The organism is Bradyrhizobium sp. USDA 4472 (assembly GCF_054058595.1).
Map to the genome: position 1 here is coordinate 102,473 of NZ_JBSSAM010000001.1, position 12,614 is coordinate 115,086.

13 protein-coding genes are annotated in these 12,614 nt (G+C 64.6%); 4 read left to right on the plus strand and 9 right to left on the minus strand.

What is annotated here, in order from left to right:
* Positions 1-4 precede the first annotated feature (4 nt).
* On the plus strand, positions 5-1,630 hold the full coding sequence (locus ACVWZ4_RS00475; protein WP_456739613.1) for a thiamine pyrophosphate-dependent enzyme: 1,626 nt from the start codon (positions 5-7) through the stop codon (positions 1,628-1,630).
* A gap of 55 nt (positions 1,631-1,685) precedes the next feature.
* Here ACVWZ4_RS00475 and alkB read toward each other — a convergent pair whose 3' ends face one another.
* From alkB to ACVWZ4_RS00520, 9 genes are all read right to left on the minus strand, one after another.
* On the minus strand, positions 1,686-2,339 hold the full coding sequence (alkB, locus tag ACVWZ4_RS00480; protein ID WP_456739614.1) for a DNA oxidative demethylase AlkB: 654 nt from the start codon (positions 2,337-2,339) through the stop codon (positions 1,686-1,688).
* A gap of 9 nt (positions 2,340-2,348) precedes the next feature.
* Positions 2,349-3,095: a 2OG-Fe(II) oxygenase gene (locus tag ACVWZ4_RS00485; protein WP_456738488.1), complete on the minus strand. Its 747-nt coding sequence runs from the start codon at positions 3,093-3,095 to the stop codon at positions 2,349-2,351.
* A 176-nt stretch (positions 3,096-3,271) separates the two neighbouring features.
* Positions 3,272-3,958, minus strand: a complete 687-nt coding sequence (locus ACVWZ4_RS00490; protein WP_456739616.1) for a DUF2848 domain-containing protein — start codon at positions 3,956-3,958, stop codon at positions 3,272-3,274.
* Positions 3,951-5,300 (minus strand): amidase, encoded by a 1,350-nt coding sequence (locus tag ACVWZ4_RS00495; protein ID WP_456738113.1) that lies wholly within the window; start codon positions 5,298-5,300, stop codon positions 3,951-3,953. The genes ACVWZ4_RS00490 and ACVWZ4_RS00495 overlap by 8 nt, the downstream gene beginning before the upstream one ends.
* Positions 5,301-5,342: 42 nt before the next feature.
* Positions 5,343-6,062: an ABC transporter ATP-binding protein gene (locus ACVWZ4_RS00500; RefSeq protein WP_456738112.1), complete on the minus strand. Its 720-nt coding sequence runs from the start codon at positions 6,060-6,062 to the stop codon at positions 5,343-5,345.
* The gene (locus ACVWZ4_RS00505; RefSeq protein WP_456702522.1) at positions 6,052-6,783 is read right to left on the minus strand and encodes an ABC transporter ATP-binding protein; all 732 of its coding nucleotides are present in this window, start codon (positions 6,781-6,783) and stop codon (positions 6,052-6,054) included. Before ACVWZ4_RS00505 ends, ACVWZ4_RS00500 begins: the two co-directional genes overlap by 11 nt.
* A complete protein-coding gene (locus tag ACVWZ4_RS00510) occupies positions 6,773-7,693 on the minus strand; it encodes a branched-chain amino acid ABC transporter permease (RefSeq protein ID WP_456702521.1) in 921 nt (306 codons plus the stop codon). The genes ACVWZ4_RS00505 and ACVWZ4_RS00510 overlap by 11 nt, the downstream gene beginning before the upstream one ends.
* Complete coding sequence (locus ACVWZ4_RS00515; RefSeq protein WP_456739617.1) at positions 7,686-8,612, minus strand: branched-chain amino acid ABC transporter permease; 927 nt, start codon at positions 8,610-8,612, stop codon at positions 7,686-7,688. Before ACVWZ4_RS00515 ends, ACVWZ4_RS00510 begins: the two co-directional genes overlap by 8 nt.
* A gap of 40 nt (positions 8,613-8,652) precedes the next feature.
* A complete protein-coding gene (locus ACVWZ4_RS00520) occupies positions 8,653-9,900 on the minus strand; it encodes an amino acid ABC transporter substrate-binding protein (RefSeq protein ID WP_456739618.1) in 1,248 nt (415 codons plus the stop codon).
* A 207-nt stretch (positions 9,901-10,107) separates the two neighbouring features.
* Between ACVWZ4_RS00520 and ACVWZ4_RS00525 the strand changes: the two genes are divergently transcribed.
* Genes ACVWZ4_RS00525 through ACVWZ4_RS00535 form a run of 3 tightly spaced genes read left to right on the plus strand, consistent with a single transcriptional unit; the run spans position 10,108 to position 12,585 of the window.
* On the plus strand, positions 10,108-10,521 hold the full coding sequence (locus tag ACVWZ4_RS00525) for a Zn-ribbon domain-containing OB-fold protein (protein ID WP_456739619.1): 414 nt from the start codon (positions 10,108-10,110) through the stop codon (positions 10,519-10,521).
* A gap of 3 nt (positions 10,522-10,524) precedes the next feature.
* Complete coding sequence (locus ACVWZ4_RS00530; RefSeq protein ID WP_456702517.1) at positions 10,525-11,664, plus strand: thiolase C-terminal domain-containing protein; 1,140 nt, start codon at positions 10,525-10,527, stop codon at positions 11,662-11,664.
* Positions 11,665-11,670: 6 nt separating this feature from the next.
* Positions 11,671-12,585, plus strand: coding sequence for an SDR family oxidoreductase (locus tag ACVWZ4_RS00535; RefSeq protein ID WP_456702516.1), 915 nt, complete (start codon positions 11,671-11,673; stop codon positions 12,583-12,585).
* Positions 12,586-12,614 lie beyond the last annotated feature (29 nt).

Here is a 12,614-nt window from a genome sequence, read left to right on the forward strand (position 1 = left end):
TGCAATGACCACCCTCACCGGCGGCGAAGCGATCGTAAGCGGGCTCGTCGCCCACGGTGTCGACACCGTGTTCGGCCTGCCCGGCGCACAGGTCTACGGCCTGTTCGACGCCTTCCACCAAGCCCGGCTCAAGGTCATCGGCGCGCGGCACGAGCAGGCCTGCGGCTACATGGCGTTCGGCTATGCCCGTTCGAGCGGCAAGCCAGGCGTATTCAGCGTGGTGCCCGGCCCCGGCGTGCTCAATGCGAGCGCGGCGCTGCTCACCGCCTTCGGCTGCAACGAGCCGGTGCTGTGCGTCACCGGCCAGGTGCCGACGCAATTTCTCGGCAAGGGGCGCGGCCATCTGCACGAGATGCCGGATCAGCTCGCCACCTTGCGCAGCTATGTGAAATGGGCTGACCGTATCGAACATCCGGCTAACGCGCCGACCACCGTGGCACGAGCCTTCCAGGAGATGACCTCAGGCCGGCGCGGCCCCGCCTCGGTCGAGATGCCCTGGGACATTTTTACGCAGCGCGCCGACACCGCCGCAGCGCAGGTGCTGGAGCCACTGCCCGCGCCGCAACCCGACCCTGACATGATCAAGCAGGCCGCCGCGCTCATCGAAGGCAGCAAGGCGCCGATGATCTTCGTCGGCAGCGGCGCGATCGAGGCGCGCGAGGAAATCCTCGAGCTGGCCGAAATGATCGATGCACCCGTGGTCGCCTTCCGCAGCGGCCGCGGCATCGTCTCCAATGCGCACGAGCTTGGCCTGACCATGGCCGCCGCCTACAAGCTGTGGCCGAAGACGGACCTGATGATCGGCATCGGCACGCGGCTGGAGTTGCCGACCATGTCGCGCTGGCCATACCAGCCCGACGGCCTCAAGAGCATCCGCATCGACATCGATCCCGTCGAGATGCGGCGCTACCCGTCGAACACCGCGATCGTCGCTGACGCCAAGGCCGCAACCGCCGATCTCGCCGCCGCCGTCAGCAAGGCGGGCTACAGCAAGGCGTCGAGCCGCCGCGCCGCGATCCGCGAGGCCAGTGCGGCCGCGCTGGCAGAGATCCAGCGCGTCCAGCCGCAGATGGCTTATCTCAACATTTTGCGTGAGGTGCTGCCGGCGAGCGCAATCGTCACAGACGAATTGTCCCAGTTCGGCTTCGCCTCCTGGTACGGCTTTCCGATCTACCAGCCGCGTACCTTCATCACCTCGGGCTATCAGGGCACGCTCGGCTCGGGCTTCCCGACCGCGCTCGGCGCCAAGGTCGCCAATCCTGACAAGCCCGTGGTGGCGATCACCGGCGATGGCGGCTTCATGTTCGGCGTGCAGGAACTCGCCACCGCCGTGCAGTTCAACATCGGCGTGGTGACGCTGGTGTTCAACAACAACGCCTATGGCAATGTCCGCCGCGACCAGCGCGAACGCTTCGACGGCCGCGTGGTGGCGTCGGATCTGGTCAATCCCGACTTCGTGAAGTTGGCGGAATCCTTTGGTGTCGCCTCCGCGCGCGTCACCGCGCCGGATCAGTTCAAGGCGGCGATGGAGAAGGCGCTCGCGCATGGCGGCCCCTATCTGATCTCGGTCGAGGTGACGAGAGATTCGGAAGTCAGCCCGTGGGCGTTCATTCACCCGCCGAAGCCGTAGACGGAGACATCGGCTTTCCGGGACTCTTCCCTTCTCCCCTCGCGGGAGCCGGAAATCAGCGCGTCCGGCGGAACGTCAGATTGATCCTGATGCGCCCGAGCAGCGGGTGCTCGCCCTCCGCGAGCGGCGCCACGCCGTGAAAGGCGAGCCTGCTAGGCCCGCCCCAGACCACGACGTCACCATGAACAAGCCGAAAACGGCGCGGCTTGTCGGCGCGCGCCAGGCCGCCGAACAGGAAGGTCGCGGGCAGGCCGAGCGAGACCGAGACGATCGGTGCCGAGAAATCCAGCTCGTCCTTGTCCTGATGCAGCGACAGCCGCGTGCCGGGCTCGTAGCGATTGACCAGGCAGGCATCGGGCGCAAAGCTTTGGAAGCCACCCTGCTCCGCGGCGCGGCGGGCGAGATCGCGCAGCACTTGCGGCATCGCCGGCCACGGCGCGCCGGTGCGCGGATCGATGGGATCATAGCGATAGCCGGTGTGATCGGTGATCCAGCCGCGCTCGCCGCAATTGGTCATGGCGACCGACATCTGGTAGCCGCCGGGCGTCGTCATGCGGCGGAACGGCGACTGCGCCACGATGGCGCGCACTGCTTCGATCAGCTCGCTTTCGATCGGCCTGACGAAGCCGCGCAGCAGCACGGCGCCGACGGCGAATTCCTCGCGCGACGGCTGGGCCTCGGCAACGCTATCGAACAGATCAGCCGTCAATCGCGGCGCTCATTTGGCATCGTGAAAGATCACACCCAGCGTGTGGCGCTGACCGGACCTGATCCGGCTGACGCCATGGCGCAGATTAACGCGATATGTGCCGCGCGTCCCCTGCACCGGACGGTGATGCACAGCGAAAGCAACCGCATCGCCCTGTGCCAGCGGAACCACCTCGGCGCGCGACTGCATGCGCGGGCGCTGCTCGGTCAGCACGAACTCGCCGCCGGTGAAATCGCGGCCGGGCTCGGACAGGAGAATCGCGACCTGAAGCGGGAACACGTGCTCGCCATAGAGATCCTGATGCAGGCAATTGTAGTCGCCAGCCTCGTATTGCAGCAGCAGCGGCGTCGGCCGCGGCTGCCCCGCCTCGTGGCAGCGCTTCAGGAAGGTCGCATGCGCCGTGGGATAGCGGATGTCGATCCCCATTGCCTCATTCCAGCTGTTAGCGACGCCTTGCAGATGAGCGTAGAGCGCCGGGCGCAGTTGGGCGATGATATCGGGCAGCGGATAGGAGAAGTATTTGTATTCTCCGCGGCCAAAACCGTGGCGCCCCATGACGATGCGGCTGCGGAAGTGCTCGTCGTCGGGATAGAGGGCGGAGATGGCGCGGCACTGGTCGGGCGTGAGCAGGCCCTTCAACACGGCGCAGCCGTGGGAATCGAGTTCGGCGGCGATTTGGGGCCAGTCGAGGGCCTCGACATGGGAGGCGAGGTCAGGAAGCGAAAGTTGAGCTGATTTACGTGCGGTCATTGTCATGGCAATCACCTTCGCAGCCGGACGTTCGCTCCGCCACCCGATTTCCGATGAGTCCCTCTCCGTCATCGCGAGCGGAGCGAAGCAATCCGGAGTCCCACCGCGGAACCGGTCTGGATCGCTTCGCGCGCAATGACGGAGGAGAGAGCTGCGGCGCGCGCCACCACGGCGGAGAGAGATCAGCCCCTCACCGGCAGCGTCACCACGTCGTAGCCATGCCTGATCGTCCTCTTCAGCACGGGATCCTCAAGCTCGAAATCGAAGCGCTCGGCCGGGCGGATGCCGCCCTTGGCGGCGAAGGTGCCGCCGAACATGGCGCAGCCGTCGGGGAATTTTCCGTCCTCGAAGCCTCGCGCGATCAGGTCGGCGACCGGCAGCATCGCGTCCAGCGTGCCCTCCTGGTAGAGCACGCGCACGCCGTTGATCGTGGCGTAGGAGCGCAGGATCAGCTTGTCCCAATGGCCGATGACGTCTTCGAGCTCCCACAGCGTGGAGGCGATCGGCTTGTCGCACATCTGCTTGGAGACAGTCACGCTGTAGGCCTCGACCTTGCGGTCGGTGTGGTCGGAGCCGCACCCGACGAAGATACGGCCCTGCCAGCCGATCAGCACGAACTCGACTTCGCCGGAAGAATTTCCGCCGGTGCATTCGATGCTGTCTTCCTGGGTCAGCCGCCGCGCCGAGGCGCGGTAGTAGATCGGGGTGGAGGCCGGCGGGGCGATACCCATCTCCTGCAGTTCGGCGATGTGCTTGTCGCGCGCAACGGGATCGCGGCCGGTCCAGCCGGCGATGACCATCTGATCGATCGCCAGCGTCAGCGGCGTGGTGGTATCCTCTGCGTCGACGGTGAAAGTGAGGTCAAACACGGATGACGGCCTCCATGCCCGCAGCCAGCTCCAAGATGCGGCGATCGGAGCCACCCGCGCCTGCAAGCATCAGGCCGACGGGCACCTCGCCCTCGCGATGCGCCGGCAGCGAGATGGCGCAGCCGTCGATCATGTTGATCAGGGTGCAATTGCGCAGCGCGCGCATGTTTTGGGTGGTGAAGGCCTTGTCGTCGGCGAGATCAGCGATCTTCGGCGGAGTGTTGGCGGTGGTCGGCAGCACCAGCCCGTCAAAGACTGCGATGCGGGCGTTGACCCGCGCAATCAACGAGCGGCGCTCGTTGAGGAGATCGATGTAGTCGGCCGCGCTCTGCGCCTCGCCGCGCATGATGCGCACGGACACGCGGGGGTCGTAGACGTCGCCCTTGGAGGTGATGAGGTAGCGATGCCAGGCGAAGCTTTCGGAGGCCGCAAAGCCGCCCTTGGCGTTCATCGGGCCGATGTCGTGGAACTCCGGCATCTCGATCCGCTCGATGATGGCGCCGTGATCGGCGAGCGACTTCAGCGCGCGCTCGAACGTCTCGGAAACCGCTGAATCGAGATCCTCGAGCGCGATGGTGGTCGGCACCGCCAGCCGCATTCCCTTCACCGGGCGCGGCTTCAACGCTGTGATCGCCTCGTTCGCGAGCACCGCATCGAGAATGGCGCAGCAGCTGACCGATCGCGCCAGGGGTCCTATGCTGTCGAGCGAGAACGACAGCGGCACGGAACCGTCCAGCGGCACGCGGCGCTGCGTCGGCTTGTAGCCGACGATGCCGTTATAGGCGGCGGGAATGCGGCAGGAGCCGCCGGTGTCGGTGCCGAGCGCGCCGTGCGCCATGCCATCCAGCACGGAGACGGCGGCGCCGGAGGACGAGCCACCGGGCACGTGGCCCTCGGCCCGGTTCCAGGCGCCTTTGGGTGTGCCATAGTGCGGATTGATGCCGATGCCGGAATAGGCGAACTCGGTCATGTTGGTGCGGCCGATCACGACGAAGCCGGCCTTGCGCAACCGCGCCACCGTGGCGGCGTCCTGCTCGGCCGGCGGGGAATCGTCGAGCGCGCGGGACCCGGCGCGGGTCACCTGGCCCTTGATGTCGAACAGATCCTTGATCGAGACCGGGATACCGGCATAGCGCGACGGCGCGGCCTTGGCCTTGCGCAGGGCATCCATCGCATCGGCCGTCGCGAGCGCAGCATCCTTGTCGACATGGATGAAGGTGCGCTGCCCCTCGCCGGCCGGATCGGCGATCCTGGCGATGCAGGCCTCGACCAGCTTGCGCGAGGTGGTACGGCCGCTTTCGAGGTCGTCGGCCAATGTAGCGAGGGTCGGGGCATTCGGCATGTCTGGTTCGCCTGCGTCGGGCGCGGCCACAACGTCGCCGCGCTATTTCAATCCAAAATAGGCGCGCCGCAGCGCCTCGTTGTCGGTCATCTCGGCAACGCTGCCGGAGAAGCGAATGCGCCCGCCTTCCAGAACAAATACGCGCGTTGCCACCTCAAGGAAACCGATATTCTGCTCGGCGATCAAAAGCGCGATGCCGCGCCCCTGCAGGCCGTTCAGAATGCGGATGACCTCCTTGACGAACAGGGGCGACAGCCCGGCCGAGGGCTCGTCCATGACGAGAAGCTTCGGCTCGGCCGCGAGCGCCTTGGCGATCCCGAGCATCTTGCGCTGTCCGCCCGACAGGCTGGAGGCCGCGTCGCGACGCTTGTCGCGCAGCACAGGAAACAGACCGTAGAGCTCGTCGAGTCGCCGGCGGGGATTGGCATGTCCCAGCGCCTGAGCCCCGACCAGGATATTCTCCTCGATCGACAGGTCGGGAAACACCGCGAGCTCCGACATGTAGGTCATGCCGAGCTTCATGCGGTCACTGGAGCGCATATGCGCGATATTCTGCCCGGCCAGCGCGATGCTGCCGTGACGGGCCTCGACCAGGCCGACCAGCGATTTCAGGAACGTGGTCTTGCCGGCACCATTGGCGCCGAGCAGCAGCACCGTCTCGCCCGCTTTGACATCGAGATCGACGCCCCACAGCACCTGCATGGTGCCGTAGCCCGCATCGACGCCTTCTGCGTGAAGAAGAGGCGTTGAGTCAGGCGGCATGCTCGCCTCCCAAAAACACCTCGATCACCTGCGGTTCCTTCACGGCCGCAGCGAGCTTGCCTTCGAAGATCTCCTTGCCGGCATTGAGAACGATGACCCGATCGGTGATGTGCTCGATGAACCCCATCAGATGCTCGACGACGATGATCGACATGCCGCTTGCGGCAAGCTGCTTGATCCGCTCGGCAATCCAGTCGAGCTCGGCGGGATTGAGCCCGGCTGCGAGCTCGTCGAGCAGCAGCAGGCGTGGTCGCGTGGCCAACGCGCGAACCAGATCCAGCATCTTCTGCTGCGCGCTGTTGAGATCGGCGGCCGGCCGATCCGCGACGGCGGCCAGCCGATATTCGTCAAGCAGCGCGTCGAGCCCCGGCGGCGTTCCTCCGATGTGCCCGTAGGCCAAGGCCACCCTGACGTTCTCGCGTACGGTCAGCGACATGAACGGCTTCGGCACCTGGAAAGTCCGGTTGATACCGCGATGGACAAGTTTGTGGGACGCAGTGCCGCCGATGGAGACGTCGTCGAACACGACGTCTCCGCCATCAGGTGCGTAGAGGCCTGATATCACGTTGATGGCCGTAGTCTTTCCCGACCCGTTCGGACCGACCAGCCCCAACACTTCACCTGGCGCGGCATGAAAGCTCAAGCCGTCGAGTGCGACGAAGCCGCCAAAGCGTTTCACCAGCTTGCGGACGCTGAGAATGGGTTTCGTATCAGGGGACATTCCAGCCCCTCCGCGTCGCCAGCGAGACCAGGCCCGCCGGCAGGAACAACACCAACCCCATGATGAGGAGACCGTAGATGAGCTGGAAATATTGCGGGGTCGTGAACCCGATCAGGTTGTAGACGCCGTACAGGATCAGGACGCCGATGATCGGACCGGAGATCGTCGCAACACCGCCGAACAGCGCGAAGACGATCGCGAAGATGCTGAAATCGCCGCTGAAGACGTTGTCGGGATAAAACACGGAGACGTACCAGGCATAAATGCCGCCCGCGAGCCCCGCCACCAGGGCCGACGCGAGCCATGCGGCGATGCGCATCTTGACGACGTTGACCCCGGACATCGACGCGCTCACCGCGTCTTCGCGGACGGCCTGCAGTGCCAGCCCGAAGCTCGAGTTCTTCAGGAAGACGACGCCGCCCACCGTCAGCGCCAGCACGACCAGGGCCGCATAGTAGGCGTATGTCGGGTTGAACGTGCCCGTCAGCGACACGCCGTACGGCCCCTTGGTGATGCCCTCCAATGCGGGATTGGCGACAAGATGCAGCACGGCCAGTGACGCAGCGAGATTGGCAATGGCGAAATAGGCACCGGACAGCCGCAGCAATGGCGTCAGCAAGAGGCCGAGCAGGACGGCGACCAGCCCCGACGCCAGCACCGCCACGATCGCCGGCGACTGGTAGTGCATCACCAGCACCGCAAATCCGTAAGCACCGGCCCCGAAGAAGCCGACGTAGCCGAAGGGCAGATAGCCGGTGAAGCCGTAGATGATGTTGACGCCCTGCGCGAGGATCAGGAACGTGACGAAATTGAACAGCAGCAGATGATTCTGGTAGAGGCCCGGCAGGATCGCGAACGCGGCGATCAACGGCACCAGGATGAGCAGCACATGCTTGACGGCACTAGGCAACGCGCACCCGCCTTCCAAGCAGGCCGCTCGGACGTAGCAAGAGGATCAGAATCAGCAGCACGTAGGGCAGAAGGTCGGCCCACGAGCTGAGATAGGTCTGCACCATCATGTAGCAGACGCCGTAGACGACGCCACCAAGCGCAGTGCCGAGCGGATTGCCGAGCGAGCCCAGCACGACGATCGCAAACGACGTCACGGTCGCGTCAGCACCGAAAGCCGGCGTGACCGAACCGAACATGAACGGCGCAAACACGCCCGCAACCGCAGCAAGCCCAAGTCCGATTCCGAAGGCCGCGGCCGAGACGCGATCGACGTCGATGCCCGAGGCCAGCGCCTCGTCGCGTCGCGACATCACGGCGCGCGTCAAGGTGCCGAGCCGCGTGCGATAGAGATAAACGTAGACAAGGCCGATCGCGACCAGGCTGGTTGCCGCCGCGATCACCCAGGGCGCAGGAAACCCCTGACCGAGGATGCGAATGGGGCCGCTCGCCCCAGGCTTGCCGCCGAACAGCTGCGCCTGGATGGTCGAGAAAACCGTGCCGAGCAGCCGGCTCTGGATCGAGCGCTCGCTGGTGCCTGCGAAAATCGTGGTGATGGCTTCGACCACCTGCGAGAGGCCGAAAAACAGGATGATCGACAGCATTTCCGGATTTGCGGATCCCTGCAGGCGCGGCACCAGCACCCAATAGAGCAGCGTGCCGACCAGCAGAAACAAGACGAATGCCAGCGGCACCGCGAACAGCGGGTCTATCCCCGCCAGGGTGACGACGCCCAGCGCCACGAAGGCGCCGAGCATCAACACGTCGCCATGCGCAAGATTGACGATGCGCATGACGCCGAAGACGAGATTGAGTCCCATACCGACCAGGCTGAAATACAGCCCGAACAGCACGCCGGCGACCAACGCGTAGGTCAACATCGCAAGCCGGCTCCCGGGTTTCGCGCAGCAGGTTTGTCCGTCATGGCCGCGGATAGACCGGCTTTCCGGTCGCCGTCTCGTGAGGATAGATCGAGATGAACTTGATGTGGCCGTGATCGCCAAGCTCGAGCTGGCCGAGCGGCGTGAGTTCGCCGATCTGGCCGCCCATCTCGTCGAGCGCGAAGGTCCCGTCCAGCGTCTTCAGCTGATTGGACAGGCTGAAGGCGGCTTTGCGCAGCTCCAGCTGATCGAGGCTGGTCGCGACCGACAGGGTCTTTTCGATCACCAGAGCCGTCGTATATCCGGCGACCGAGTTGAAGCCGAACTCGACCTTGCCGTCGGTATATGTCTTGTCCCAGGCCGCCTTGTACTCGTCCATGTTCATCCCGAAGTTCACCGGATATTTCAGCTCCTGCGGCGGGACGTAGGTGAAGACGTGCTCGAGACCCTTCTCGCCGACGTTCTTTTCGAGCAGCTCCGTCTCCAGACCCGCATAGATAGAGAACAGCATCTTGAAGTTGACGCCGACGTCCTGGACGTTGCGAAGGAACGCGATGTCGTTCGGCGCATAGCCGAAGTGAATCACAGCATCCGGATTCGTATTGGCGATGTTGTTGATGATGACGGTGTAGTTGGTCGTCTCGGTCGGAACGCCCTGATCGTAGACGATCTCGATCGGCGCGCCCGAGTCCTTGACGAATTTGCGGAAGGCATTCGCCTGCGTGCCCGTGAACTCGTTGGTCGCGTAGAGAATCGCGATCTTCTTGATGCCGAGGCCGGGCCCATCATGCGAAACGAAATCGGCGACGGGCTTCGGCCAGATGGTCGACACCGGATCGGCCATCAAGGCGATGTACGGATTGTCCTTGGAGAAGAAGCTGGCGCCGGTGCCGGTCTGATTGAACAGGAACATCTTGTGGTCGCGGGCAATCGCAACCGCAGGCGCGGTCAGCACCGAGCCGGAATCGGCGACCAGAAGATCAACCTTATCCTGGGTGATCAGCTGATTATACAACGTGGCCGCGGTCGCCGTGTTGCTCTGGTCGTCATAGGCAACGAGCTTGATCGGGATCTTCTTGTCGAACGCCTTCACAAACACGCCGCCCTCGGCGTTCTTCTGGTCGACCCACAGCTTCAGTCCGTAGTGAACAGGCATCGAGATGGAGGCATAGCGCCCGCTCGACGCGTAAAGCGTGCCGATCTTGATCTCGGCCGGCGCGTCCGCAGCAAGGGCCGGCGCAGCGAAGGTCAGACCTGCAATCAGCGCAACGCCCAGTGTTCTCAACATGGAATCCTCCCGATCTCTTCTTGTCTCGGCATCAATGTACCGTGCGGCCCTACTGACACACAAGCATGCCAACCGCAATTGTGCGCATGGTGGAATACATGGCTTGCAGATCTCAGTGCTGGACCGTTGACGCGCGACAGTCAATTGGCGCATCAAGATTGAAACGGGGCGAGCATCAGGCTTTCGCCTTTGGGAGGAGCCGCCGAGATGGCCGAACCGCAGCGCGCGCGACCGAAACCGACGCCGGAAACCCAGCATTTCTGGGAGGGCACGAAAGCCGGCGAATTGCGCCTGCAACGCTGCGACGCCTGCGCGCATGTCTATTTCCCGCCGCGTCCGTTCTGCCCGTCCTGCGCTTGGCGCAAGGTCTCCGTCTTCCAGGCCAGCGGCAAGGGTTTCCTCTACAGCTACGTGATCAACCATCGCCCCGCCGCACCCGGCTTCACGCCGCCTTACGCGATCGCCGTGGTCGAGCTCGCCGAGGGGCCGCGCATGATGAGCAACATCATCGACTGTCCGCAGACGCCTGAGGCACTCGAGCTCGACATGAAGCTCGAGGTCGCCTTCGAGGCGCTCGACGACAAGATCACGCTCCCCGTGTTCCGTCCGGCGAAGGGCTAGATCATGCGCAAGAACCAGGTTGCCGTCGTCGGTGCGGCCGAGACCACCGAGCTCGGCGTGATCCCCAACATGTCGCAGCTCCAGCTTCACGCGGACGCGGCGCTCAACGCCGTCGCCGATGCCGGGTTGAAGCTGTCGGACATCGACGGTTTCGCCACAGCCGTCGAGACGCCGCAGCAGGTCTGCCACTATCTCGGCATCAAGCCGACCTGGGTGGACGGCACTTCTGTCGGCGGCTGCTCCTTCATGCTGCACGTTCGCCATGCGGCTGCGGCGATCGAGGCCGGCCTGTGCAAGACCGTGCTGATCACGCATGCCGAGAGCGGCAAGTCGATGATCGGCAAGGCGCCACGCTCGATCCCGGCCGACAGCCTGCAGGGCCAGTTCGAGGCCCCCTACGGTGTCTACGGGCCGCCCAGCATGTTCCCGATCCCCGTGCTGCGTTTCATGAAGACCTACGGCATCACCCATGAGCAGCTTGCCTCGGTCGCGGTGGTGCAGCGTGAATGGGCCGCGAGAAATCCGCGCGCGACGATGAAGGACCCGATCACGGTCGCCGACGTCCTCAACTCGCGCATGATCGCCTATCCGTTCCGCCTGCTGCAGTGCTGCCTCGTCACTGACGGCGGCGGCGCGCTGATCCTGACCTCGGCCGACCGTGCCAAGGATTTTCCGCGCAAGCCCGTCTACATCATGGGCACCGGCGAGAGCGTGGAAACGCCGATGGTGAGCCAGATGGAGACGTTCAACTCCTCGCGTGCGTTCAAGACTGCAGGGCCGCTCGCCTTCAAGGAGGCCGGCATCGCGCACAGGGACGTCGATCACCTCATGATCTACGACGCTTTTGCACATCTGCCGTTGTTCGGCCTCGGCGATCTCGGCTTCATGCCATACGAGGAGACGGGCAGATTCATCGCGGATGGCAACACGCGGCCGGGAGCTGAGCTTCCGCTCAACACCAATGGCGGCGGATTGAGCTACATGCATTCCGGCATGTACGGCATGTACGCGCTCCAGGAGAGCGTGCGCCAGATGCGCGGCATCGCGCCGGCGCAGGTCCCTGGCGCGAAGATTTCGGTGTGCCACGGCGTTGGCGGCATGTTCGCCGCATCAGGCACGATCGTGTTCACGAACGAGAGGTAACCCCACATGAGCAAATCACTGCAGGACAAGGTCATCATCGTCACCGGCGCAGGCCGGGGCATCGGCCGCGAGATCGCGCTGCTCTGTGCGGCTGAGGGCGCCAAGGTCGTCGTCAACGATCCCGGGGGCGCCGCCGACGGCGCCGGCTCGAGCGCGACACCTGCCGAGGAGGTGGTCGAGGAGATCAAGAAGCGCGGCGGCGTCGCAGTGCCCAACTTCGAGTCGGTGGCGGAAGCCGTGCCCGCCAGCAAGATCGTGAAGACCGCGACCGATCATTTCGGCCGGCTCGACGGCGTCGTCAACAATGCCGGCATCCTGCGCGACATGATCTTTCACAAGATGAGCGTGGAAGCGTTCGAGGCCGTCATCAAGGTGCATCTGATGGGCTCGTTCTATGTCAGCCATGCCGCCGCGCGTATCTTCCGCGAGCAGGAGAGCGGCTCCTTCGTGCACTTCACCTCGACCTCCGGTCTGATCGGCAATTTCGGTCAGGCCAATTACGCCGCCGCCAAGCTCGGCATCATCGGCCTGTCCAAGTCGATTGCGCTCGACATGGGCCGCTTCAACGTGCGCTCGAACTGCGTCTCGCCGTTCGCCTGGACCCGTATGATCGGCACCATCCCGACCGAGACCGAGGCGGAGAAGGCGCGGGTCGAGAAGATCAAGCAGATGGGACCCGAAAAGATCGCGCCGATCTGCGCCTACCTGCTCTCCGATGCCGCCAAGGATGTCTCCGGGCAGATCTTCGGTGCGCGCATGAACGAACTGTTCCTGTTCAGCCAGAACCGTCCGCTGCGCTCGGTGCATCGTAGCGAAGGCTGGACGCCGCAGACGATCGCGGAACATGGTATGCCGGCGCTGAAGGGCTCGTTCTACAAGCTGGATCGCTCGGCGGATATCTTCCCCTGGGATCCGGTTTGAGGTTGCGCGAATAGTGAGCAGCGAATGGC

Bases quoted from the DNA above. Each gene is read 5' to 3' on its own strand.
- ACVWZ4_RS00475 (WP_456739613.1), top strand. From the start codon at position 5: ATGACCACCCTCACCGGCGGCGAAGCGATCGTAAGCGGGCTCGTCGCC.
- ACVWZ4_RS00485 (WP_456738488.1), bottom strand. From the start codon at position 3,095: ATGACAATGACCGCACGTAAATCAGCTCAACTTTCGCTTCCTGACCTC.
- ACVWZ4_RS00495 (WP_456738113.1), bottom strand. From the start codon at position 5,300: ATGCCGAATGCCCCGACCCTCGCTACATTGGCCGACGACCTCGAAAGC.
- ACVWZ4_RS00500 (WP_456738112.1), bottom strand. From the start codon at position 6,062: ATGCCGCCTGACTCAACGCCTCTTCTTCACGCAGAAGGCGTCGATGCG.
- ACVWZ4_RS00505 (WP_456702522.1), bottom strand. From the start codon at position 6,783: ATGTCCCCTGATACGAAACCCATTCTCAGCGTCCGCAAGCTGGTGAAA.
- ACVWZ4_RS00515 (WP_456739617.1), bottom strand. From the start codon at position 8,612: ATGTTGACCTACGCGTTGGTCGCCGGCGTGCTGTTCGGGCTGTATTTC.
- ACVWZ4_RS00520 (WP_456739618.1), bottom strand. From the start codon at position 9,900: ATGTTGAGAACACTGGGCGTTGCGCTGATTGCAGGTCTGACCTTCGCT.
- ACVWZ4_RS00525 (WP_456739619.1), top strand. From the start codon at position 10,108: ATGGCCGAACCGCAGCGCGCGCGACCGAAACCGACGCCGGAAACCCAG.
- ACVWZ4_RS00530 (WP_456702517.1), top strand. From the start codon at position 10,525: ATGCGCAAGAACCAGGTTGCCGTCGTCGGTGCGGCCGAGACCACCGAG.
- ACVWZ4_RS00535 (WP_456702516.1), top strand. From the start codon at position 11,671: ATGAGCAAATCACTGCAGGACAAGGTCATCATCGTCACCGGCGCAGGC.